Genomic DNA, 21,603 nt, shown 5'->3' with positions numbered 1-21,603 from the left:
TTAAAGAACCCTTCGCGTGCGAAGGCGCTTCGCTCGCGAAGCGGCCTTTCGCATAGGTGCGCGACCGCAAGTTATCAGCAGTTGAGGTGAATCACCGCGTGGCAATCGCCGCGCGGCCGGAGTTCGGCCCTACTTTGTCCCGCATGGTTGAGAAGGATTCGACGGCGCGGACCCGGGAGCTGGGCCACCGCATGAAGGCGTTCCGGCAGCGCAGGCACTTCAGCGGCGCCGACGTCAGCCGCCGTAACGGCTGGTTGCAGAGCAAGGTCACGAGGTGGGAACAAGGGCTGCGCGAGCTGTCCGTGGTGGACGCGGCGCTGTATCTCGCGACCTGCGGCGAGGCGGAGCCGGAACGCGATCTGCTGCTGGAACTGACCCAGCCCGGCGGCGACCTGTACTGGGTCCGGCCGTACTTCGACGAACTCGTCGACCCGATGAAATCCCTGGAGATCCAAGAAAACCTCGCGCATACGCTGGTGCGCTACGAGTCGTTGACGCTCCCCGGGCTGCTGCAGACCGAACCGTACGCCCGCACCGCCTTCGAACTGATCGGCAACCGCGACCAGGCTCAGCTGGACAAGGTCGTGAGCGCCCGGCTGGAACGGCAGCGGTTGCTTCAGCGGGATCGTCCCCCGCGCTGCCGGTTCTACGTGCACGAGCGCGCGCTGCGGTCGGTCGTCGGCGGCCCCCGGATCATGCACGAGCAACTGCTCCATCTCGTCCTGTCGGCGAACCTGCCTTATTGCTCCATTCGCATCGTCCCGGAAAGCGGCGAAGTGGGCAGGGTGATCGAGAATTCCTTCACCATCATGGAATTCGCCGAACATCCGGCGGTGGTGTACACGGATTCCTACGCGGCCGGAGTGTTCATCGACGACCGGGTCGCGGTCGAGGCCTATTATTCTCTCGTCGCGAGATTGGAAAGCGATACGCTGACCGAGGAGAGATCACGGCAAACGCTCGCCGAATGGGCGGACCGGTACGACCGGATGGAGGAATGATCCGTCCGGGGTTTCCCGTCACCTCCGCAGGGGGTAATCCTTCCAGGTAGCCGAGGAGAAGGAGTTCGTGGTGACGAAGACGCAGGGTGGTGCCCCGGTCGCCGAGGCGGAGATCGAGCGGAAGTACGACTTGGCGGCCGATAAGCCCATCCCGCCGCTGGTCCCGGCCGGTCCGGTGACGAACCAGGCCGATCCGAGGGTCGACGTCCTCGACGCCACGTACTTCGACACCGCCGACTTCCGGCTCGCGCAGGCGGGTATCACGCTGCGGCGGAGGCTGGGCGGAAGCGACGAGGGCTGGCACCTCAAACTCCCGGTCGGGGAGGACAGGCGAGAGGAACTCCGTCTCTCGCTGGCGGGGAAGCCGGACAAGGTGCCCGGCGAGCTGGCGAAGCTGGTCCGGGCGCACACGCTCGGCGCCAAGCTGGTCCAGGCCGCGCATCTGCGCACGGAGCGAACGTCGTACGCCCTGCTCGACGCCGAGGGCCGCGAGCTCGCGACGCTGACCGACGACGTCGTCACCGGAGAGGCGGGTGGGGACAAGGCGCATCTGGACCGCTGGCGGGAGATCGAAATCGAACTCTCGCCCGGCGCCGATCCCGAAGTGCTCCAAAGCCTGGAGCGGGCGGTGGTGGAAGGGGGCGCCGAGCGGTCGAGGTGGCCGTCGAAGCTCCGGCGGCTGACCGACGAGCTCGTGCCCTCGGCCACCGGAGCTTCGGGTTCGGTACTTGCGGATTACCTCGCCGCGCAACTGGACGCGTTGCGACGCAACGACATCGGGGTCCGCCGGGACGTCGACGACGCGGTACACCAGATGCGCGTCGCGAGCAGGCGGCTGAGGAGCGGCCTGAAAACCTTCCGCCGCTCGCTCGACCCCGACGTCGCGAACGGGCTCGCCGAGGAACTCCGCTGGCTCGGCGGCGAACTCGGGCCGGCGAGGGACAGCGAGGTGATGGCCGCGCGCCTCCACGACGAGGTCGAGGCGCTCCCGGCCGAACTGGTGCTGGGCAACGTCGAGCAGCTGATGACGCGGCACTTCGCACGCGAGGCCGAGGAGGCCAAGGCACGTGCGATCCGGGCGCTCGACAGCAAGCGCTACACGAAACTGTTGCAAGCGCTGGAAAAGCTCGTCGGTAAACCGCGGAAGATCAAGGATGGCAAGAAGGAACTGCGCAAGGCCGTCGCGCGGTCGGACCGGAAGCTGCGCAAGGCCGTGGCCGTGGCGAGTGAGCTGAAGCCCGGTGCGGAGCAGGACGCCGCACTGCACGAGGCCCGCAAGAAGGCCAAGCGGGCCCGCTACGCCGCGGACGCGGTCCGGCCGGTGACCGGCAAGAAGCTTCGAAAATGGCGAAAGAACGTCAAGGCGGTGCAGAGCACCCTCGGCGAGCATCACGACATCGTGGTCAGCCGGGAGGTCCTGCGACTCCTCGGCCTCCGAGCCTACGCCGAGAACGAAAACGCTTTCACGTATGGGCTTCTGCACGGTCGTTCGGTCGCCGAGGCCGACGCCGCGCACCGGCGCTTCGCCGGGGAATGGCAAAAGGTGGGTAAAGGTTCTCGCCCGAAATGGCTCAAATGAGGTAGCCCGGGTTGACCTGTCGCCGACGCCGAGTAACGTCGAGGGGACTTGGTGGTCTGGAGAGAGGCGCCCCCAATGTTGCCTGGTCAGCGCGTACCCGGCGAACAGCCGGCCCTGGCCGTGACCACCTGCCGCCGCAAAGACGGCGTCCTCATCCTCACCGCGGTGGGGGAGATCGACGCGGCGACGGTCGGGCGCTTCCGCACCGAGCTCAGTGGCGCCTGCGTCAACGGAAAGCACGTGATCCTCGACCTCTCCGGCGTCGGATTCCTCAGCTGCGCCGGGTTGCAGGCACTCGAAGAGGCCAACGCGAGGTCGCCCCGATTCTCGGTGATCGTGAAGACCGCTCTGGTGTCACGGATTCTCGACGTCAGCGGGGTCGGGGCCGACCTCGACGTCCGGTGGGACGTGGAAGACGTGCGAATCTAGTCGAGTTCGACGTCTTCGGCGGCGACGTCCGGCAGCAGGCCACGCCACCGTGGATTGCGGAGGCAGCCCGCGTCGGTCCAGCCGCCGAAGACGACTTCTCCGACGATGGTCGGCTTCGACCAGCGCGCGTCCCGCGCCTGTTTCTCCGGGACGGAGTGGAACGGGGATGTCTTGCGCTCCAAGCGGAACAGCTGCTTGGAGAGCTTCTCCAGTTCGTCACTCGCGAAGCCGACACCGACGTTTCCGATGTACCGCAAGCCATCCTCGTGCGGGACGCCGAGCAACAGCGAACTGAACGTGCCGGCCCGGCTGCCGCCGCCCGGCCGCCAGCCACCCAGTACCACCTGCTGCACCAGGGTTCCGGTGATGGAAAGCCATTCGCCGGTGCGCTTTCCCGGGTGGTACGCGGAGTCGGCCCGTTTGGCGACGACACCGGCGAGCCCGTGCTCGCGGGCCGCCCTGGCGACCGCGCCGCCGTCCCCGAGGTAGTACCGCGGGACCTGCCAATGCGGCCCGGCGAGCCCGAGTTCGTCGAGGAGTTCCCGCCGTTCGACATAGGGCGTCCCGACACAGGAACGGCCGTCCAGATGCAGGAGATCGTTGACCAGGTAGAACGCCGGATATCGTGAGGTGAGCCGTTTCGCGGAGTTCTTCGTCGCCCGCGCGCGGTGCCCGAGCCCTTCCGGACTCGGTTTCCCGCCGTCGAAGACGACGATTTCCCCGTCGAGAAAGGCTTCCGTGGCACCGAGTTGTTCGCCGAGGCCGCGGAATTCGGGATACAGCCCGGTGACGTCGTCGCCCGAATCGTCGTAGGCGGTGATCCGGCCCCCGGACACCCGGATGAGGGTGCGGCGCCCGGACCAGTCGAATTCGTAGGCCCATTCCGGGTCTTCGCCGGTCGACGGGAGACGGCCCGGTTTGGTCAGCATCGGGGCGAGGAAGGAGGGGAGTTCCTTCCGGCCGGGGTCGGCGGGGTCGAGCCGTTTGAGCAGCCAGCCGTTGTCGCGACCGTCCTTCTTCACGTTGAGGAACAGGTACTTCCCGCGTGCCCGCCTGCCGTGGAAGACGACTTCGACCTTGTGGTCGTTGAAGTGCAGGGTTTCGTACCGGCCGGTGTCCCAGACGGTCATGGTGCCGCCGCCGTATTCGCCCGCGGGGATCTCGCCTTCGAAGGTGAGGTATTCCATCGGGTGGTCTTCGGTGTGCACGGCCAGACGTTCCTGGTCCGGCGACATCGGCAGGCCCTTCGGCACCGCCCAGGAGACCAGGACGCCGTCCCGTTCGAGGCGGATGTCCCAGTGCAGGCTGCTCGCGTGATGTTCCTGGATGACGAAGAGATCGTCGGCCCCGGTGTTCCCGTCGTGGTCCGGAAGGGGTTCGGGAGTTCGGCCCGGTCTGCGCTTACGGCGGTATTCGCCGAGTTTCTCCGCCATGGTCGGCCAGCGCACCCCTCTTTCGGATCGGGTCACGCAAGCCTAGCGCCGTTCACGGTCCTTCCGTGCGCCGAAGGTCCCTTTTCCCACGGTAAAAGGAGGAAAAGGGACCTTCGGCGCCGATGTGGTTCAGTCGGTCTCGGCCAGCGCCTCCGCGAACTGGGCGGCGTAGAGCCGGGAGTACGCACCACCGGTGAGCAGCAGTGTTTCGTGATCGCCCTGTTCGACGATCGACCCGTTCTCCATCACCAGGATGACGTCCGCGTCGCGGATGGTGGAGAGCCGGTGCGCGATGACGAAACTCGTCCGTCCCTCGCGCAGCGAGTTCATCGCCCGCTGGATCAGCACCTCGGTCCGCGTGTCGACAGAGCTGGTGGCCTCGTCCAGGATGAGGATCGCGGGCTTCGCCAGGAACGCCCGTGCGACGGTGATCAGCTGCTTCTCGCCGGTGCTGACCGTGCCGCCCTCGTCGTCGATCACCGTGTCGTAGCCGTCCGGAAGGGTGCGGACGAACCGGTCGACGTGGGTCGCCTTGGCCGCCGCGACGATCTCGTCGTGCGTGGCGCCCTCGGTGCCGTAGGCGATGTTCTCCGCGATCGTGCCGCCGAACAGCCACGCGTCCTGCAGCACCATGCCGGTCTTGGAACGCAGGTCTTCGCGGTCCATCCCGGCGACGTCGACGCCGTCGAGGGTGATCCTGCCGCCGTCGAGTTCGTAGAACCGCATGAGCAGGTTGACCAGCGTGGTCTTCCCCGCGCCGGTCGGGCCGACGATGGCGACGGTGTGCCCCGGTTCGACGGTGAGCGACAGGTCTTCGATGAGCGGCGTGTCCTCGGCGTACCGGAACGACACGTGCTCGAACTCGACCCGACCCCGTACCTGCGCGACCCGGGCGGGTGCGGCGGGCTCCGGCTCCTGCTCGTCCGCGTCGAGCAGCGCGAACACCCGCTCCGCGGACGCGATCCCGGACTGCAGCAGGTTCGCCATGCTGGCGATCTGGGTGACCGGCTGGCTGAACTGCCGTGAATACTGGATGAACGCCTGGACATCGCCGAGTGACAGCGTCCCGGACGCCACCCGCAGCGCGCCGATCACGGCCACCAGCACGTAGCTCAGGTTGCCGATGAACATCATCGCGGGCTGGATGGTGCCCGAAATGAACTGCGCCTTGAAACTCGCGCCGTAGAGCGTGTCGTTGTGCTCGCGGAAGACCTCCTCGGCCTCCTCGCGGCGGCCGAACACCTTGACCAGCGAGTGCCCGGTGTACATCTCCTCGATATGCGCGTTGAGGCGTCCGGTGGTGGACCACTGCTTGATGAACTGCGGCTGCGCCTTCTTGCCGATCTTGGCCGCGACGAGCACCGACGCCGGCACCGAAAGCAGCGCGACCAGCGCCAGCACGGGCGAGATGACGAACATCATCACGAGCACGCCGACGACCATCAGCAACGACGACACGATCTGCGCGAGCGTTTGTTGCAGCGACAGCGCGAGGTTGTCGATGTCGTTGGTCGCCCGGCTCAGCACCTCACCGCGCGGCTGGCGGTCGAAGTAGCTCAGCGGGAGCTTGGCGAACTTCTCCTCGATCCGTTCCCGGAGGTCGAACACCGCCCGCTGGACCAGGTTCGTGGTCAGCCTCGCCTGCAGCAGGGAGAAGAACGCCGCCACGATGTAGAGCAGCAGCACCCACAGCAGGACCTGGCCGACGGCGTCGAGGTCGATGCGCTGGCCGGGTACGAAATCGATCCCCGAGAAGAGGTCGGCGAGGGTGTTGTCGCCCTCCGCCCGCAGGCCGGCGATGACCTGCTCCTTGCTCATCCCCGCGGGCATGTCCTTCGCGACGACGCCCGCGAAGATGAGGTCCGTCGCCATGCCGAGGATCTTCGGCCCGATGACGCTCAGCGCGACGCTGACGACGCCGAACAGCAGGATGCCGTACAGCGTGGCGCGCTGCGGTTGGAGCAGCCGCAGCAGCCGTTTGAAGGATCCCTTGAAGTCCAAGGCCTTCTCGGCGGGCTGTCCGCCCATCAAGCCGGCGGGGCCACGGCCGAAACCGCCGCCCCCGCCGGGGCCTGGCCCCCGTGCCGCGCTCGCGCGCTCGCCCAAGGGTTTGGCCTTCGTCGTGGATTCGGGCGCGCTCATCAGGCGGCCTCCTGCTCGGTCAGCTGGGACAGCACGATCTCCCGGTAGGTTTCGTTGCCGTCCATGAGTTCGGTATGGGTGCCGCTGCCGACGACGCGGCCTTCGTCGAGGACGACGATGCGGTCCGCGTTGCGGATCGTGCTGACCCGCTGCGCGACGATGACCACGGTCGCCTCGGCGGTCTCGGCCACGAGCGCGCGCCGTAGTGCGGCGTCGGTCGCGTAGTCGAGTGCGGAGAAGGAGTCGTCGAAGAGGTAGATCTCGGGGCGCCGCACCAGCATCCGGGCGATCGCGAGCCGCTGCCGTTGCCCGCCGGAGACGTTGGTCCCGCCCTGTGCGATGGGGGAGTCGAGCCCCTCGGGCATCCGTTCGACGAAGTCCTTGCCCTGCGCCACTTCCAGCGCGTGCCAGAGTTCCTCGTCGGTGGCGTCGGCCTTGCCGTAGCGAAGGTTGCTCGCGACCGTCCCGGCGAACAGGTACGGCTTCTGCGGCACCAGCCCGACGGCGTCGGACAGCACGGTCGCGTCCAGTTCACGGACGTCGACGCCGTCGACGCGCACCGATCCCTCGGTGGCGTCCATCAGCCGGGGGATCAGGTTGAGCAGCGTGGTCTTCCCGCTGCCCGTGCTGCCGATGATCGCGGTGGTCTCACCGGGCAGGGCCAGCAGCGAGATGTCCTGCAATACCGGCTTTTCCGCGCCGGGGTAGCGGAATTCCACATCGGACAGTTCGAGCCGCCCGTGCACCTCGCCGGGCGTCACCGGGTTCTCCGGGAGGACGACGCTGGTGTGCGTGTCCAGCACCTCGGTGATGCGCTCGGCGCTGACCTCGGCGCGGGGCACCATCATGAACATGAAGGTGGCCATCATGACCGCCATCAGGATCTGCATCAGGTACGACAGGAACGCGGTGAGCGCGCCGATCTGCATGCTGCCGTCGTCGATCCGCAGCCCGCCGAACCAGAGCACGGCGACGCTGGAGGCGTTCATCACGAGCATCACGATGGGGAACATCAGGGCCATCAGCCTGCCGACGATCAGCGAGACGTCCAGCAGTTCGGTGTTGGCCTTCGTGAACCGCCGCCGCTCGTGGGTGTCCTTGACGAACGCGCGGATCACGCGGATACCCATGATCTGCTCGCGCAGGATCTGGTTGATCTTGTCGATGCGCTCCTGCATCAGCCGGAAGGCCGGCCGCATCTTCGCGATGATGACCCCGACCGAGAGACCGAGGATCGGCACCGCGAGCACCAGCAGCCACGACAGGGTGACGTCCTGGTTCAGCGCCATGATGATGCCGCCGAAGCACATGATGGGCGCGGACACCATCAGGGTGAACGCCATCAACGTCAGCATCTGCACCTGCTGGACGTCGTTGGTCGTGCGGGTGATCAGGGACGGCGTGCCGAACTGGCCGACCTCGCGGGCGGAGAAGTCCTGGACGCGGTGGAAGATCGCGCCGCGGACGTCACGGCCGACCGCCATCGCGGTGCGGGCACCGTAGTAGACGGCACCGATCGAGCACGCGATCTGCACCAGCGACACCAGCAGCATGACGCCGCCGACACCGAGGATGTAGTCGATGTCGCCCTTGACGACGCCGGAGTCGATGATGTCGGCGTTCAGGGTGGGGAGGTAGAGCCCGGCGAGGGTCTGGACGAACTGCAGCAGCACGATCAGCCACAGGTCTCGCCGGTACGGGCGCAGGTGGATGCGCAACAACTTCGTCAGCACAACGGTTTCTCCCCAGTGGTGGGTAGGGTGTTACTGCTTCTTCGGTTTCTTCACCGCTTCGGGTCCGGTGAGGGACGGGATGCCCGCGGCCGCCTCGTGCAGGAGGACCTCGAGCGTCTCCAGGAACGGCCCGGGGCCCTCGTTCGTCAACCAGCTGAAGAACGCGGTCTTCACCGCGGACTCCACGATCGCCGCCATGAGCCGCGCGTTCAACGCGTTTTCCGCGCCCGCGCCCGCGCGTTCCAGGATGGCGTCCGCCAGCACCTGTTCGACCTTGGCGTGCGCCTTGAGGAACTCGCCCTGCACCGACGGGTGCAGGAGCAGGGACCGCGCCAGCTCCACCGAGTGGCGGTTCGGTTCTCCCAAGCTGCCGTACGCTTCCAGCGTCGCGGTGCCGACCGCCTCCCACAACGTCTCTTCCGAAGGCCTCTCGCGCAGGGCCTCCCGCAAGATCTCCTGCCGCTCGACGATGAACGAGCAGATCGCCTCCTCCTTGCTGGAGAAGTAGTTGTTGAAGGTGCGCGGGGAGACGCCAACGGCGCTGGCGATGTCCTCGACGCGGACCTGCTCGACGCCCTTCTCCATGGCGAGCCTGAGCGCTGCCTCGCTCATGGCGCGCCGGGCCGCGCGCTTCTTGCGTTCACGCAGTCCCAAGGGTGCGGTCATACCAGCAGACTAGGGAAAAGTTGCGTGGCGCGCAAATTTCTGCGCAGTCCGCACTTTTCGGACATCACCCGTGGCGTGCAACACGCAAGATGCAGCCGAATGGCCTAGCGCGCCGCGCTCACCAGCCGTAACGCGTTCGTGACCACGTCACTGCCAGCGGTTGAACGGAAACCGACTGTGGACACGGATAGTGACTTCTGCTTGCATGGCCGTCGTTGTGCTGGGGAGTGCGACACGGGTCCGGGTATGCGAAGAGAAAGAAGTGGAAGCACATGGTGACGCGGGCTCGAGGCTTGCTTGACCGCTCACGGGTTCTTCTGGACCGTTCCAGGGTCGCCGCGGCGCAGTTCCTCGCCGCACCGCCCCGGCACGCTCCGTCGGCTCCACCGGTCGAACCGGAAACGGAGCAGCGGCCTGCCGTGGACGCGCCGGACGCCGGCGCGCTCGCCGGGGTCTGCTCCAATGTCGCGCTGCGCGACCTCAACCTGCTCGACCAGCTGCTCGCGCAGCTGGAGACGATGGAGGCGGGGGAGGAGAACTCCGATCGCCTCGCCGAGCTCTACCGGCTCGACCACCTGGCGACCCGGTTGCGGCGCAACGCCGAGAACCTGCGCGTCCTCGCCGGTCGCGACGCCGACGACACGACGGCCGGTATCTCGTCCGTGCTCGACGTGATGCGGGCCGCGATGTCGTCGATCGACCACTACTCGCGGATCACGATCGGCCGCGTCGTTTCGCTCGGCGTGGTCGGATTCGCCGCCGAGGACGTCAGCCGGATCCTCGCGGAACTGTTCGACAACGCCGCGAACCAGTCTTCGCCGAGCTCTCCGGTCAGCGTCAGCGCGCATCTCACCGAACAGGGCAGCGTGCTGATCCGGATCGAGGACGAGGGCATCGGCATGCCACCCGAACGCCTCGCGGCGCTGAACGAGCGTCTCGCGGCCGGTCCGGTGCTCGACGACGATTCCGTGCGGCATATGGGACTCGCGGTCGTCGGCAGGCTCGCCGACCGGCACGAGATCACCGTGAAACTCGACCGCCGCACCCCGCACGGCACGGTCGCCACCGTGCTGCTGCCGGTCCCGGTGGTCTCGGAACTGGCCGAGAAGCAGTGGTCCGGCTCGCAGACGGTCGTGCTGCCGCAGACCAGGGTCACCAACGGCGCGCCCGTCGGCAATCCGGTCGCGACACCGTCCGGGCTGCCGAGGCGCCGCCCGGCCCCTTCGGCGCAACCGGAACCCGAACGGAAGCCCAGCCCGCGTCCGCGCACGGCCTTCCAGCCGCCCGCCGACGGAGGGACCACGGCCAGCGGTCTCCCGCGCCGGGTTTCGCGCAGTATCAGGACTTTGCCCGACGAACCGGCCCCGCCGACCACCCCGCCCGCCGACGCGGCGGACGGGCACGAGGCGCTGCTGGCCGACCTCGATGCCTTCACCGACGGTGAGCGTGCCGCTCTCGACGACCGGCACGAGCGTGAGACCGGAGGAAACACCCAGTGACCGCCCAGGACGCGACGACGGATTTCGCGTGGCTGCTCGACGACTTCGTGCGCAAGGTGCACGGCGCCAGCCACGCGCTGATCATGTCCGTCGACGGTTTCCCTTTGACCGCCTCGGAATCGGTGTCCAGCGACGACGCCGAGCAGCTCGCCGCCATCGCGAGCGGCCTGCTCAGCCTCGCGGGCAACAGCGCCGCGCTGTTCGGCAAGGGCAACTGCGAGCAGATCATCATCCGCCTCACCCGCGGGTACTTCCTGTTCATGGGGATCGGTGCCGAGGCGGGGCTCGCGGTGCTCACCGAACCGGACTGCGACATGAAGGTCGTCGCCTACGAGATGACCCAGTTCATCACCAACGCCGGTCACGCGCTCACCCCCGAGGTGCGAGCGGGGCTCCGGCAGGTCCTGACCGCCCGACGGCCGCAGGCCTGAGAATCCGGAGAAGGAAGGGATGACCGTGTCCAGCGACCAATCTCCGGACCGGCCCGTCAAGATGCGCAGCCGCAGAATCCGGCCGTACGCGCTGACCGGCGGCCGGACCAAGAGCAGCCAGCTGCTGCTGGTGGAGACCCTGATCTCGGTCCCGCGTTACGACCCGGCGCTGGCCGAGGCGCTGATGCCCGAATCGCATTCGCTGTACGAGCGCGCCCGCGAACGCTCGTCGATCGCCGAGCTTTCGGTGGGACTGGATCTGCCACTGGGCGTGGTCCGGGTGCTCGTCGGCGACCTCGCCACCCAAGGCGCCGTCTTCGTGCACCCGACGGCCCACGCCTACAACCACGATACGAACGTGCTCGAGAGGATCCTCGATGGACTCAAGCGCCTCCCTGTCTGACACAGGCGGAGCGGCCGAGCCTTCGGGTCTTCGGCCGCATCGGTACCCAGTTCGAACCCGCCCCGGCCGGCAGGTCCCGTTTTCGGGGTGTCAGGGCGCCATTCAGGAAGGGCGTGAGTGACGTCGTGAAAGAGCGCCCTGGCGACACGAATGCGGTCGCGGGTTCCGAATCGAACACCGATCTGCTGGCGATCTCCGCCAAGATCGTGGTCGCCGGTGGATTCGGCGTTGGCAAGACGACGTTCGTCGGCTCCGTCTCCGAGGTCCCGCCCCTGAGCAACGAAGCCTGGATGACCGAGGCCGGGGCCGGGGTCGACGAGCTGGTGCCGCCCGGGACCAAGTCCACCACCACGGTCGCGATGGACTTCGGCCGGATCACCCTGCGTGAAGACCTGCTCCTGTACCTGTTCGGCACGCCCGGCCAGGCCCGGTTCTGGTTCCTCTGGGACGACCTCTCGCGTGGCGCGCTCGGCGCCGTCGTGCTGGTCGACACCAGCCGGATCGACCAGTCGTTCGCCGCGATCAACTACTTCGAGAACGACTCGGAGCTGCCGTTCATCGTCGCGGTCAACCAGTTCGAGGGCATGCCGGTGCACGACCTCGAAGAGGTGCGCGACGCGCTGGCGCTCTCCCCGGACATCCCGCTGGTCACCTGCGACGCCCGCGACCCGAAGTCGGCGGTCGCGACGCTGCAGGAACTGGTGTCGCACACGCTGTCCCTCGCGGTGGTCTCCGGGCCCGGCCGCGAGTTCGTGTCACTCAGCTGAACGGTTCTGGGAGGAACGCAGAGGATGCGCAAGGTTCTGATCGTCGGTGCCGGGCAGTCGGGGTTGCAGCTGGCCTTGAGCCTGCTGGCCCACGACTACGACGTCACGGTGATGTCGGCGCGGACGCCGGACGAGATCCGGTCCGGCAAGGTGATGTCGACCCAGTGCATGTTCCATTCCGCTCTGCAGCACGAGCGGGACCACAAGCTGAACCTGTGGGAGGAAGAGACCGTCAAGGTCGAAGGGCTCGGCGTTTCCATCGCGGGACCGGACTCCAGCCGCGTGCTGGACTGGTTCGGGCCGCTGGAGCACTACGCGCAGTCGGTGGACCAGCGGGTGAAGATGGCGGCCTGGCTGGAGCTGGTGGAGGACCGCGGCGGCAAGGTCGTCATCCACGGCGTCACCACCTCGGATCTGGCGCCGCTGGCGAAGCTGTACGACCTGGTGGTCATCGCGGCGGGCAAGGGCGAGCTGGTCCAGCTGTTCGACCGGATCCCGGAGCGCTCGCCGTACACCGAACCCCAGCGCGCGCTTTCGCTGGCGTACGTGCACGGTCTGGAGCGACGGCCCGAGCACCCGGACAAGGCGGCGGTGCGGTTCAACATCATCCCCGGCGTGGGTGAGCTGTTCATGATCCCCGCGTACACGCTGAGCGGGAACTGCGACATCCTGTTCTTCGAGGGCATCCCCGGCGGCCCGCTCGACTGCTGGGACGACCGGCCGTCGCCCCAGCAGCATCTCGACCGGATCTTGTCGCTGATGAAGCAGTTCCTTCCGTGGGAGTACGAGCGTTCGCGGAACGCCGTGCTGACCGACGACAAGGCGACGCTGGCGGGCGGGTACACCCCGGTCGTGCGGAACGCGGTCGGCAAGCTGGGCTCGGGGACCGCGGTGCTCGGGATGGCCGACGTCGTGGTGGCCAACGACCCGATCACCGGCCAGGGCTCCAACAACGCGAGCCACTGCGCGGCGTCCTATCTGGACTCGATCCTCGAACGCGGGGACAAGCCGTTCGACGAGGAGTGGATGACCGCGTCGTTCGAGAAGTACTGGGAGTACGCCCAGCACGTGACGACCTGGACCAACGCGATGCTGCAGCCGCCGCCCCCGCACGTGCTCCAGATCATCGGCGCGGCGGGGGAGAAGCCGGCCGTGGCGCAGCGGTTCGCGAACGGGTTCTCCGATCCGACCGATTTCCAGCACTGGTTCCTGGACCCCGCGAAAGCCGAGAAGTACCTGGCCGAGGTCTGATTCCTGGACCGCGACAGTCCCGCGATCGGGTTCGCGGGACTGTCGCGGTGCGCCGTTTCGGGCTACCGTGGTCACCGTGCGTGAGTACGGTCGGTGACGGCAGCGGAGGTGCGGCTCGATGCGTTCGATGTGGAAGGGCTCGGTGTCCTTCGGGCTGGTGAGCATCCCGATCCAGCTCTACGCGGCCACCGAGAACAAGAACGTCTCGCTGCGCCAGGTGCACGAGGCCGACGGCGGCCGCATCCAGTACAAGCGGTTCTGCACGATCGACGGCGAGGAAGTGCCCTACGCCGAGATCGCCAAGGGGTACGAGCTGCCCGACGGCGAGATGGTCGTGCTCACCGACGAGGACATGTCCGAACTGCCGCTGGCGTCGTCGCGGGCGATCGACGTGCTCGAATTCGTGCCGCTGGAGTCCATCGACCCGATCCAGTTCGACAAGACCTACTACCTCGAACCGCAGAAGAACGCCGTCAAACCGTATGTGGTCCTGCGTGACGCCCTGCAGAAGGCGAGCCACGTGGCGGTCGCGAAGGTCGCCATCCGGCAGCGGGAGACGCTCGCGATCCTTCGGGTGCACAGCGACGTCCTGACGATGACGACGATGCTGTGGCCCGACGAGGTCCGCGTCCCGGATTTCGGTTTCCTGCACGAGGATCCGCCGCAGGTGCGGCCACAGGAGCTGACGATGGCAGGCTCGCTGATCGACTCGCTGTCGGAGCCGGTGTTCGAGCAGGAGAAGTACAGCGATTCGTACCGTGAGGCCCTGGAAGCGATGATCGAGGCCAAGGCCGCGGGCAACCAGACGACGAAACCGAAGGCCGTCGGCGCGAAGGCAGACGTCGTCGACCTCATGGAAGCCTTGCAGGCCAGCGTGAGTGAGGCGAAGAAGAGCAGGAAGCCCGCTGCGGCCAAGAAGGCCACCGCGGCGAAGAAACCCGCGTCCGGCAAGCGGACCCCGAAGAGCGCTTGACCCTCCTTTGTGGACTGTTGTGCCCGGTGTCACCCCGCCGGGTGCCGCGACACGCCGCGCGTATGCCAGGATCTGTCGCCCCTCGGTGGTAGTAAGGCAATCGAGGAGAACTTTCCTGATCGCGGGAGGCGGTATGAGCATGGAGTGCGCGTTCTGCGCCGTCGGACTCGACCACTGCCACGGCACCCTGGTGGTCCACCTCGACGGCGGCTTCACCGAATGCAGCGAAGACGGCTGCGTCGACTTCGACTTCGCCCGGCACACGCTGACGATCGACTGCTTCGACGTCGACGGCGACTGCTCGTGCGCGGAGGTTTCGGCCCAGTTGCTGCTGCGAGCTTCTTGACCGGCGGCCAATACACCAATCCGGCCCGATTCGGGTGATCGCGACCGATTGCCACTCGAAGGTGTAGGCGTTCGTGTACATCGCGGCCGGGAATGTGTTAACTATGACGGGGTCCTCCGGCTCTCCCTCCCCCTCGGAGCCGGGGGACCCCTTCATGTCATGGTGCTTCCTTCGCGGTGTCGTGGATCGAAGCGCCGTCGCAGGCGCACACCGCGTCCCAGACCCCGTCTCCGTCCTGGTAGTCACGCGCGGGAAGGGCACCCAGTGGGCCGAGGACCTCGTCGCCCGCTCCGGCCGCGGCGGCGGCCCGCAGGAGTTCGTCGCGTCCGCACGGATAGCGCGCCTCCGTCAAGTACGGGCGCGGGTCTGTTCCTGCCATCGGCTCTCCCTCCTTCTCCTTGTCCGGGGCGGATACCCGGCGGACGGAGGACGGAAACAGCCCGGGCACCCGGCGTGAGGGGAACGCCGGGTGCCCGGGCTGTTTCGGTGCCGGTACCGGGGGCTCGGTACCGGTTCGGTCCGGTGCTCAGTACCAGTGGGCGCGACCGCCGATGGCCTTCCCGGTGTTCCCGAGAACGGCCAGGATGATGCCGATGACCGCGAGCGCGATCCCGATCGAGTACAGGACCGGGATGCTGGCGATGACACCGACGACAATCAGGATGACGCCGAGAATGATCACGGGAACACCTTCTCCTTCGTAGTCGCCCGGCCCGAGTGCTGCCGGGGTGTGGCTACGCAAGGGATTCCCGCCTCGATTTCGCGAGAAACAGGTCCATCCGGCCGAAGTTTTCACGCATTCGGCCTAGCCGCCGCCCGCTCGGCCTCGTGAGTGGCAAGGACGGTTAGAACCGTCCTTGCCACTCACGAGGCGTGAAGACCTCAGTACCGGTAGTGGTCCAGCTTGTACGGACCCTCGACGTCCACGCCGATGTACTCGGCCTGGCGCTTGGTCAGCTTGGTCAGCCGGACACCCAGCGCGTCCAGGTGCAGGCGGGCCACCTTCTCGTCGAGGTGCTTCGGCAGCACGTGGACGTCGGTGGTGTACTCGCCGGGCTTCGTGAACAGCTCGATCTGGGCGATCGTCTGGTTGGTGAAGGAGTTCGACATCACGAAGCTCGGGTGGCCGGTCGCGTTCCCGAGGTTCATCAGCCTGCCCTCGGAGAGCACGATGATCGAGTGCGCCTCGCGGTCCGCCGTCGCCGGGAAGACCCACTCGTGTACCTGCGGCTTGACCTCGATCTTCTGGATGCCCGGGATCTTCGCGAGGCCCGCCATGTCGATCTCGTTGTCGAAGTGGCCGACGTTCGCGACGATCGCGTTGTGCTTCATCTTGGCCATCTGGTCGGCCATGATGATGTCGAAGTTGCCGGTGGTGGTGATGAAGATGTCGCCGCGCTCGACGACGTCGTCGAGTTCCACGACGTCGAGGCCCTCCATCGCCGCCTGCAGCGCGCAGATCGGGTCGATCTCGGTGACGACCACGCGGGCGCCCTGGCCGCGCAGCGATTCCACCGCGCCCTTGCCGACGTCGCCGTAGCCGCAGACGACCGCGACCTTGCCCGCGATCATCACGTCGGTGCCGCGGTTGAGACCGTCGATGAGCGAGTGGCGGATGCCGTACTTGTTGTCGAACTTCGACTTCGTCACCGAGTCGTTCACGTTCATCGCCGGGAAGAGCAGCTCGCCTTCCTTGGCGAGTTTGTAGAGCCGCTTGACGCCGTTGGTGGTCTCCTCGGTGACGCCGCGGACCTCCTTGGCGATACGGGTGAACCGGCCGGTGTCGCGGCCGAGGCTCTCGCGGAGGGTCTCCAGCACGAGGCCGTACTCCTCGCCGTCTTCCTCGGTCGCCTGCGGGACGGCACCCGCCGCCTCGAACTCGACGCCCTTGTGGATCAGCAGGGTCGCGTCGCCGCCGTCGTCCAGGATCATGTTCGGGACCCGGCCGTCGCCGAAGTCGAAGAGCTGGTCGGTGCACCACCAGTATTCGGCGAGCGTCTCGCCCTTCCACGCGAACACCGAGGAGCCCGACGGGTTCTCGACGGTGCCGTTCGGCCCGACGACGACGGCTGCGGCGGCCTCGTCCTGCGTGGAGAAGATGTTGCAGGACACCCAGCGCACCTCGGCGCCGAGCGCGACGAGCGTCTCGATCAGCACGGCGGTCTGGACGGTCATGTGCAGCGAACCCGCGACCCGGGCGCCCTTCAGCGGCTGCGAGCCGGCGTATTCGCGGCGCAGCGCCATCAGGCCGGGCATCTCGACCTCGGCGAGGCGCAGCTGCTTGCGGCCGGCCTCGGCGAGGGAAAGGTCGGCGACGGCGAATTCGATCCCGTTGACCTTGGACAGGGTGGGGCTCACTGGTTCTCCATTCATCAAGGAAGGCAGGGCGGATCGGTCCTTCTCGCCGGTGGCGGGAAGGACGGTGTCAGTGCGGGGGTTCAGCGCGCGGCCTCGACGACGAAGGCCGGAAAAGGGTTCTGACGCAAGAAAGGCACCTCCACAGTGGGAGGCGCCCTTACGTCTGTCGCGGCGGGCCGAGCGTGGCGGAAGAATTCCGTCGCAGCGCCTCTCGACCCGGAACCAGAATGGCAAAGCGCCGCGAGCGCTGTCAAGGCGACGCGGGCGTGCCGAATTCGGCGCGGACACCCAGCAGCCGGACCGGTCTGCCGAGGTCGAACATGCCGAGCACCGCCAGCGCCGCCTTCTCGATTTCGACGGGGTCGGACGTCGGTGCGGGCAGGGTCACGCTGTGCGTATGGGTCTGGAACGGGGCGAACCGGACCTTGACCGCGACCCGTGCGGCGGGCCTGCCCTCCTCGGCGACGTCCTGTGAGACCCGTTTCGCGAGCGCGACGACCTCGGTGGCCATGACCTCGGGATCGGTGAGGTTCTGCTGGAAGGTCGTCTCGCGGCTACGAGAACGCGCGACGTAGGGCGTCGCGGTGACCTCGGCGTCGCCGAGTCCGCCGGCGAGGATCCGGTACCAAGGGCCGAGCTTCGGGCCGAACCGGGCCGCGAGGTCCGCCGGATCGGCGCCCGCCAGTTCCAGCACGGTCTGATAGCCGGCCTCGGCGAGCTTCTTCGTGGTCTTGGTGCCGATGCCCCAGAGCGCGTCCGTCGGTTTCCCGGCCATGACCTCCCACCAGTTGTCCTGGACGAGACGGAAGATCCCCGCCGGTTTGGCGAACCCGGTGGCGAGTTTGGCGCGCAGCTTGTTGTCCCCGATGCCGACCGAGCAGGAGAGCCCGGTCTCTTCGGCCACTTGCCGCCGGATGTCGGCGGCGAGCGCTTCGGGATCGGCGGTGGTGACACCGAGGAACGCTTCGTCCCAGCCGAGTACTTCGACGACCACGGGGAATTCGCGCAGCGTCGCCATCACCCGATCGGAGACTTCTTGGTACGCGGGTGCGTCCGTGGCGAGGAAGATCGCGTCAGGACAGCGTTTCGCGGCGGTTCGCAGGGGCATCCCGGACCGGATGCCGAATTCCCGCGCCTCGTACGACGCCGTCGCCACCACGGCCCGTTCGGTCGGATCGCCCGTGCCGCCGACGACCACGGGTTTGCCGCGCAGCTCAGGCCGCCGGGAGACCTCGACCGCTGCGATGAACTGGTCGAGGTCGACGTGGAGTACCCACTCCCGGTCGGTCATGAGCCGAGCTTAGGACCGTTCCGCGATCTCGTCGCGCATCCGCTGCTCGTTCTCCTGCAGTTCCGGGGTGAAGTTCTCGCCGAAGTCTTCGGCTTCGAGGATCTTGCGGACCTCGAGCACGGTGTCGCCGGTCGGGGGAGTGGGACAGCGCTTCGCCCACTCGATCGCCTCGGCGCGCGACGGGACATCGACGATCCAGAAACCGCCGACGAGTTCCTTGGCCTCGGTGAACGGGCCGTCGGTGACGGTGGCCCCGGCCGCGTTGAGCGTGACGCGCGCGCCCTTGGAGCTCTCCTGCAGGCCTTCGCCACCCACCAGCACTCCGGCGTCGAGCATGTCCTGGTTGAACTTCGCCATCGCGGTCAATGCCTCCATCGGCGGCATCTTCCCGGCCTCGGAATCCTCGTCCGCCTTGATGATGATCATGAACCGCATGCGTCTTCCTCCCCGTGAACCGGACGTTTCGCCCGGACTCTACCGGTGGCGGGGAAGACGATCAGTCGCGCCCGAACCGGGAAAGATGCACGATCACCGCCGTGGTCACGGTGATCATCCCGGTCAGCAACAGGGCCGGGCTGTTCAGTATCAAGCCCAGCAGCATCAGCAGTGCCGCGGTCAGGTCGAGGCTCAGGAGGACGGCCAGCCGGAGCAGCGGCGGCCGGGCGGGCTTGCCGGCGCGGAGCCGGGCGGCCAGCGCCGGCTCGGTGAGCTCGAACCAGCGCTCGATCTTCTCCAGCTCTTGCCGATCATGATGGCTCAGCATCGGTTTCTCCTTCGGCGCGCCCCGGCCGTCGACAACCACGGAATACCCAGGAGCGGGGCTGGATAAGCATCTGATTTCACGCTCTTCCGTATAACGGCCTATACCGCGCGGCGGCAGAAGATCGATTTCGATCGAATGGTTGCGCCATTAGGGGTTTCGGCACGGGAAAAGATCGTCACGGAGGGGAGATCTCGGTACCTTCTGCGCCTGTGGCCAGGGTGGCCGCGGTTGCGCCATCCGGGAGGACGCGAGCGATGACCATGCCCACCGAACCGATCGGCAGTATTCCCCGGCCCGGCTATCTCATCGAGGCGCTCGGTGAGCACGCGGCAGGGCGGCTCGATGCCGACGGGCTCGGCGAGTTGCACGAAAAAGCTCTCGTGGACACCATCAAGCGCCTGGAGGAGACCGGTTCCCCGGTCATCACCGACGGGGAGCAGGGCAAGCCGAGCTTCGCCACGTATCCCTTGGCAGGCCTCACTTCGCTGGCGCCGGACGGTGTGGTGATCCCATTCGCCGACGGGCACACCCGGCGGCTTCCGAGGCTCACCGCCGGACCGTTCCGTTATCAGGCCTACGCCGACTCGTATCTGCGTGAGGCGAAGAAGTATGCGACCAAACCGGTGAAGCAGGCGGTGATCGCGGCTTCGGCGATCAGTCTCGTCTATCCCGGTGAGGAATTGGCGGGATATGACAAAGAACAGTTCATCGCCGACCTGGTGAACGAAGCTGAGGCCGATATCCGCCGCAGTCTCGACGCGGGCGCGGACAGCGTTCAGCTCGACTTCACCGAGGGCAGGTTGTCGCTGAAGCTCGATCCGTCGGGCGGCCTGCTCCAGTCCTTTGTGGACTTGAACAACGCGGTACTGGACCGTTTCTCCGACGAGGAGCGGAAGAAGATCGGCGTGCACACGTGTCCTGGCGGGGACCAGGATTCCGTGCACAGCCTCGATGTCGATTACGCCGGACTGCTGCCGACGCTGTTCCGGCTGAAGGTCGGCAACGTCTACGTCCAGCTCGCCAGTGAGGCGGATCCCGAACGGGCGCTGCGCGTGATCGCCGAGCACGCGAGGCCTGAACAACGGGTCTTCATCGGTGTGACCGACCCGATCGACCCGCGGGTCGAAACCGCCGAGGAGGTGCGGGACAGGGTTCTCCAGGCGGCGCGGTACCTCCCGCCGGACCGGCTGGGCACCTGTGACGACTGCGGGTTCTCCCCGTTCGCCGACGACACCTCGACGTCGCGGGACATCGCGTTCGCCAAGATCGCCGCCCGCGTCGAAGGTACGCGCCTCGCCGCCGACGTACTCTAGTTCTGGACCGCGACCCGGATCCCGAGTCCGACCAGGAAGGTGCCCATCACCGCGTCCATCATGCGGCGCACCCGCCCGGAGCTGAAGAACCTCCGCAGCGAACCGACCAGCGTCGCGAGGACGAACGTCCAGACGACGGCCACCGTGGTGGCCAGCACGGCGAGCTGCAAGGTCTGCGCGGTCGAGGCCGAATGCGGGAGGAACTGGGGGATGAGCGCGAGGAAGAACATCGCGACCTTCGGGTTGAGCAGGTTGGTGAGCAGTCCCTGCCGGAACGCCTCTTTGGGGGCGACGACCGGTGCGACCTTGTCCTTGAGTTCGCTGTAGTCGCCGCGGCGTACCGCCAGCCACGCCTTGACGCCGAGGAAGATCAGGTACGCGGCGCCGACCAGCTTCACCACGGTGAACGCGATCGCCGACGCGGTGAGGATCGCCGCGACCCCGAGCGCGATCGCGACCACCCAGACGAAGACCCCGAGCGCGATGCCGAGTCCGGCGGCGATCCCGGCCTTGCGCCCGCCGAGGATCGCGCTTCGGGTCACCACCAGGAAATCGGGGCCCGGTGCCATCGCGCCGAGCAGACAGATCAAGACGAACGAGAGTGCGGTGGCCCCGGAAATCATCTTCCGATGCTATCCGGCTCGTCGATGTCCCTGGCCATCACGGCGCCGGGTATGTCCACACCGTCGGGCGTCGTCACCGTCACCCGCTCGACTTCGGTGAAGCCGAACGAGAGGTACAGCGGGACACCGGGCAGGGTCGCCGTCAGGGTGAGTGAGCCGAAGCCCTCCGCCTTCGCCGCGAGACGGCAGGACTCGAGGATCGCGCGCCCGAGCCCGCGCCGGGTCCAGTCGCCGCGGACGAACATGGCGCGCACCCGGGCCGGCTCGATGGCCGGATCGAGGGGACGGTCGTCGTCCGCCGCCTCGCCCGCGCCCGCGTGCGTTCTGTTGCGCCTGCTCCAGCCCCCGCAGGCGACGATCTCGCCGTCGGCCTCGTGGACGAAGTAGGTGCCGTCTTCGATCAACCGCAGGTCGAGGCTCGCGATGTGTTCGGCCGCGCTCAGGGTCTGCCGCTCGTCGTAGAACCTGGGGAACAACTCCAGCACCGAGGCCCGCATCAGCGCCGCGATGGCGGGAGCGTCCGCGAGGGTGGCTGTCCGTTGCGGCGGGATGTAGGTGGTCATGCCGCGGAAGATAGCCAACGAAGGCCCCGTCGCCTATCG

At 67.4% G+C, this 21,603-nt stretch carries 23 protein-coding genes; 11 read left to right on the top strand and 12 right to left on the bottom strand.

The genetic code is table 11. The annotated features are described in order from the left end of the window. The first annotated feature begins 143 nt into the window (after nt 1–143). From ACFWIW_RS15755 to ACFWIW_RS15745, 3 genes are all read left to right on the top strand, one after another. The gene (locus tag ACFWIW_RS15755; protein ID WP_378369090.1) at nt 144–1,001 is read left to right on the top strand and encodes a helix-turn-helix domain-containing protein; all 858 of its coding nucleotides are present in this window, start codon (nt 144–146) and stop codon (nt 999–1,001) included. 67 nt (nt 1,002–1,068) lie between these two features. Continuing rightward, nucleotides 1,069–2,580: a CHAD domain-containing protein gene (locus ACFWIW_RS15750; protein ID WP_378369089.1), complete on the top strand. Its 1,512-nt coding sequence runs from the start codon at nt 1,069–1,071 to the stop codon at nt 2,578–2,580. 75 nt (nt 2,581–2,655) lie between these two features. Beyond that, nucleotides 2,656–3,009: an STAS domain-containing protein gene (locus ACFWIW_RS15745; protein ID WP_378369088.1), complete on the top strand. Its 354-nt coding sequence runs from the start codon at nt 2,656–2,658 to the stop codon at nt 3,007–3,009. Here ACFWIW_RS15745 and ACFWIW_RS15740 read toward each other — a convergent pair. The 4 genes from ACFWIW_RS15740 to ACFWIW_RS15725 all read right to left on the bottom strand — a co-directional run bounded on the left by ACFWIW_RS15740 (nt 3,006) and on the right by ACFWIW_RS15725 (nt 8,983). After that, on the bottom strand, nt 3,006–4,457 hold the full coding sequence (locus ACFWIW_RS15740) for a DNA polymerase ligase N-terminal domain-containing protein (protein ID WP_378369216.1): 1,452 nt from the start codon (nt 4,455–4,457) through the stop codon (nt 3,006–3,008). The genes ACFWIW_RS15745 and ACFWIW_RS15740 overlap by 4 nt on opposite strands. Nucleotides 4,458–4,571: 114 nt before the next feature. Beyond that, on the bottom strand, nt 4,572–6,584 hold the full coding sequence (locus ACFWIW_RS15735; protein WP_378369087.1) for an ABC transporter ATP-binding protein: 2,013 nt from the start codon (nt 6,582–6,584) through the stop codon (nt 4,572–4,574). Then, nucleotides 6,584–8,317, bottom strand: a complete 1,734-nt coding sequence (locus tag ACFWIW_RS15730; RefSeq protein WP_378369086.1) for an ABC transporter ATP-binding protein — start codon at nt 8,315–8,317, stop codon at nt 6,584–6,586. Before ACFWIW_RS15730 ends, ACFWIW_RS15735 begins: the two co-directional genes overlap by 1 nt. Before the next feature lie 30 nt (nt 8,318–8,347). Further along, entirely contained in the window at nt 8,348–8,983 is a 636-nt protein-coding gene (locus ACFWIW_RS15725) for a TetR/AcrR family transcriptional regulator (RefSeq protein ID WP_378369085.1), read from the bottom strand. Nucleotides 8,984–9,255: 272 nt separating this feature from the next. Here ACFWIW_RS15725 and ACFWIW_RS15720 point away from each other — a divergent pair, with 272 nt between their 5' ends. The 7 genes from ACFWIW_RS15720 to ACFWIW_RS15690 all read left to right on the top strand — a co-directional run bounded on the left by ACFWIW_RS15720 (nt 9,256) and on the right by ACFWIW_RS15690 (nt 14,653). Beyond that, entirely contained in the window at nt 9,256–10,482 is a 1,227-nt protein-coding gene (locus ACFWIW_RS15720) for a sensor histidine kinase (RefSeq protein ID WP_378369084.1), read from the top strand. Further along, entirely contained in the window at nt 10,479–10,913 is a 435-nt protein-coding gene (locus tag ACFWIW_RS15715; protein WP_378369083.1) for a roadblock/LC7 domain-containing protein, read from the top strand. Before ACFWIW_RS15720 ends, ACFWIW_RS15715 begins: the two co-directional genes overlap by 4 nt. A 19-nt stretch (nt 10,914–10,932) precedes the next feature. After that, nucleotides 10,933–11,316 carry a DUF742 domain-containing protein gene (locus ACFWIW_RS15710; RefSeq protein ID WP_378369082.1) on the top strand — a complete coding sequence of 128 codons (384 nt, stop codon included), beginning with the start codon at nt 10,933–10,935 and terminating at the stop codon, nt 11,314–11,316. Nucleotides 11,317–11,441: 125 nt separating this feature from the next. Beyond that, entirely contained in the window at nt 11,442–12,083 is a 642-nt protein-coding gene (locus ACFWIW_RS15705; protein WP_378369215.1) for an ATP/GTP-binding protein, read from the top strand. A 24-nt stretch (nt 12,084–12,107) separates the two neighbouring features. Further along, nucleotides 12,108–13,334: a styrene monooxygenase/indole monooxygenase family protein gene (locus ACFWIW_RS15700; protein ID WP_378369081.1), complete on the top strand. Its 1,227-nt coding sequence runs from the start codon at nt 12,108–12,110 to the stop codon at nt 13,332–13,334. 118 nt (nt 13,335–13,452) lie between these two features. Further along, a complete protein-coding gene (locus tag ACFWIW_RS15695) occupies nt 13,453–14,307 on the top strand; it encodes a Ku protein (protein WP_378369080.1) in 855 nt (284 codons plus the stop codon). A gap of 133 nt (nt 14,308–14,440) precedes the next feature. Further along, complete coding sequence (locus tag ACFWIW_RS15690) at nt 14,441–14,653, top strand: hypothetical protein (protein WP_378369079.1); 213 nt, start codon at nt 14,441–14,443, stop codon at nt 14,651–14,653. 157 nt (nt 14,654–14,810) lie between these two features. Here the strand turns inward: ACFWIW_RS15690 and ACFWIW_RS15685 are convergent, their stop codons facing one another. The 6 genes from ACFWIW_RS15685 to ACFWIW_RS15660 all read right to left on the bottom strand — a co-directional run bounded on the left by ACFWIW_RS15685 (nt 14,811) and on the right by ACFWIW_RS15660 (nt 19,065). Next, complete coding sequence (locus tag ACFWIW_RS15685) at nt 14,811–15,032, bottom strand: DUF2795 domain-containing protein (protein ID WP_378369078.1); 222 nt, start codon at nt 15,030–15,032, stop codon at nt 14,811–14,813. A gap of 147 nt (nt 15,033–15,179) precedes the next feature. Next, nucleotides 15,180–15,335, bottom strand: a complete 156-nt coding sequence (locus ACFWIW_RS15680; protein ID WP_007034891.1) for a DUF6131 family protein — start codon at nt 15,333–15,335, stop codon at nt 15,180–15,182. A gap of 200 nt (nt 15,336–15,535) precedes the next feature. Beyond that, nucleotides 15,536–17,011 carry an adenosylhomocysteinase gene (gene ahcY, locus ACFWIW_RS15675; RefSeq protein WP_378369077.1) on the bottom strand — a complete coding sequence of 492 codons (1,476 nt, stop codon included), beginning with the start codon at nt 17,009–17,011 and terminating at the stop codon, nt 15,536–15,538. Nucleotides 17,012–17,261: 250 nt separating this feature from the next. Then, nucleotides 17,262–18,302, bottom strand: coding sequence for a DNA polymerase IV (locus ACFWIW_RS15670; RefSeq protein WP_378369076.1), 1,041 nt, complete (start codon nt 18,300–18,302; stop codon nt 17,262–17,264). A gap of 9 nt (nt 18,303–18,311) precedes the next feature. Beyond that, nucleotides 18,312–18,737, bottom strand: coding sequence for a YciI family protein (locus ACFWIW_RS15665; protein ID WP_378369075.1), 426 nt, complete (start codon nt 18,735–18,737; stop codon nt 18,312–18,314). A gap of 61 nt (nt 18,738–18,798) precedes the next feature. After that, nucleotides 18,799–19,065 carry a DUF3040 domain-containing protein gene (locus ACFWIW_RS15660; protein ID WP_378369074.1) on the bottom strand — a complete coding sequence of 89 codons (267 nt, stop codon included), beginning with the start codon at nt 19,063–19,065 and terminating at the stop codon, nt 18,799–18,801. 254 nt (nt 19,066–19,319) lie between these two features. Here ACFWIW_RS15660 and ACFWIW_RS15655 point away from each other — a divergent pair, with 254 nt between their 5' ends. Then, the gene (locus ACFWIW_RS15655) at nt 19,320–20,378 is read left to right on the top strand and encodes a cobalamin-independent methionine synthase II family protein (RefSeq protein WP_378369073.1); all 1,059 of its coding nucleotides are present in this window, start codon (nt 19,320–19,322) and stop codon (nt 20,376–20,378) included. Here the strand turns inward: ACFWIW_RS15655 and ACFWIW_RS15650 are convergent. Next, nucleotides 20,375–21,001 carry a LysE family translocator gene (locus ACFWIW_RS15650; protein ID WP_378369072.1) on the bottom strand — a complete coding sequence of 209 codons (627 nt, stop codon included), beginning with the start codon at nt 20,999–21,001 and terminating at the stop codon, nt 20,375–20,377. The genes ACFWIW_RS15655 and ACFWIW_RS15650 overlap by 4 nt on opposite strands. Further along, complete coding sequence (locus ACFWIW_RS15645; RefSeq protein WP_378369071.1) at nt 20,998–21,564, bottom strand: GNAT family N-acetyltransferase; 567 nt, start codon at nt 21,562–21,564, stop codon at nt 20,998–21,000. Before ACFWIW_RS15645 ends, ACFWIW_RS15650 begins: the two co-directional genes overlap by 4 nt. Nucleotides 21,565–21,603: the final 39 nt, after the last annotated feature.

Source organism: Amycolatopsis sp. NPDC058340 (genome assembly GCF_042723975.1).
Classification (GTDB): domain Bacteria; phylum Actinomycetota; class Actinomycetes; order Mycobacteriales; family Pseudonocardiaceae; genus Amycolatopsis.
This window is presented reverse-complemented; position numbering and strand designations above follow the sequence as displayed.

What these genes read in the sequence shown, in the direction of transcription:
- ACFWIW_RS15710 (WP_378369082.1), top strand. Translation starts at nt 10,933, where the DNA reads ATGACCGTGTCCAGCGACCAATCTCCGGACCGGCCCGTCAAGATGCGC.
- ACFWIW_RS15685 (WP_378369078.1), bottom strand. Translation starts at nt 15,032, where the DNA reads ATGGCAGGAACAGACCCGCGCCCGTACTTGACGGAGGCGCGCTATCCG.
- ACFWIW_RS15690 (WP_378369079.1), top strand. Translation starts at nt 14,441, where the DNA reads ATGAGCATGGAGTGCGCGTTCTGCGCCGTCGGACTCGACCACTGCCAC.
- ACFWIW_RS15700 (WP_378369081.1), top strand. Translation starts at nt 12,108, where the DNA reads ATGCGCAAGGTTCTGATCGTCGGTGCCGGGCAGTCGGGGTTGCAGCTG.
- ACFWIW_RS15650 (WP_378369072.1), bottom strand. Translation starts at nt 21,001, where the DNA reads ATGATTTCCGGGGCCACCGCACTCTCGTTCGTCTTGATCTGTCTGCTC.
- ACFWIW_RS15745 (WP_378369088.1), top strand. Translation starts at nt 2,656, where the DNA reads ATGTTGCCTGGTCAGCGCGTACCCGGCGAACAGCCGGCCCTGGCCGTG.
- ACFWIW_RS15670 (WP_378369076.1), bottom strand. Translation starts at nt 18,302, where the DNA reads ATGACCGACCGGGAGTGGGTACTCCACGTCGACCTCGACCAGTTCATC.
- ACFWIW_RS15695 (WP_378369080.1), top strand. Translation starts at nt 13,453, where the DNA reads ATGCGTTCGATGTGGAAGGGCTCGGTGTCCTTCGGGCTGGTGAGCATC.
- ACFWIW_RS15720 (WP_378369084.1), top strand. Translation starts at nt 9,256, where the DNA reads ATGGTGACGCGGGCTCGAGGCTTGCTTGACCGCTCACGGGTTCTTCTG.
- ACFWIW_RS15665 (WP_378369075.1), bottom strand. Translation starts at nt 18,737, where the DNA reads ATGCGGTTCATGATCATCATCAAGGCGGACGAGGATTCCGAGGCCGGG.
- ACFWIW_RS15735 (WP_378369087.1), bottom strand. Translation starts at nt 6,584, where the DNA reads ATGAGCGCGCCCGAATCCACGACGAAGGCCAAACCCTTGGGCGAGCGC.
- ACFWIW_RS15725 (WP_378369085.1), bottom strand. Translation starts at nt 8,983, where the DNA reads ATGACCGCACCCTTGGGACTGCGTGAACGCAAGAAGCGCGCGGCCCGG.
- ACFWIW_RS15655 (WP_378369073.1), top strand. Translation starts at nt 19,320, where the DNA reads ATGACCATGCCCACCGAACCGATCGGCAGTATTCCCCGGCCCGGCTAT.
- ACFWIW_RS15660 (WP_378369074.1), bottom strand. Translation starts at nt 19,065, where the DNA reads ATGCTGAGCCATCATGATCGGCAAGAGCTGGAGAAGATCGAGCGCTGG.
- ACFWIW_RS15755 (WP_378369090.1), top strand. Translation starts at nt 144, where the DNA reads ATGGTTGAGAAGGATTCGACGGCGCGGACCCGGGAGCTGGGCCACCGC.
- ACFWIW_RS15645 (WP_378369071.1), bottom strand. Translation starts at nt 21,564, where the DNA reads ATGACCACCTACATCCCGCCGCAACGGACAGCCACCCTCGCGGACGCT.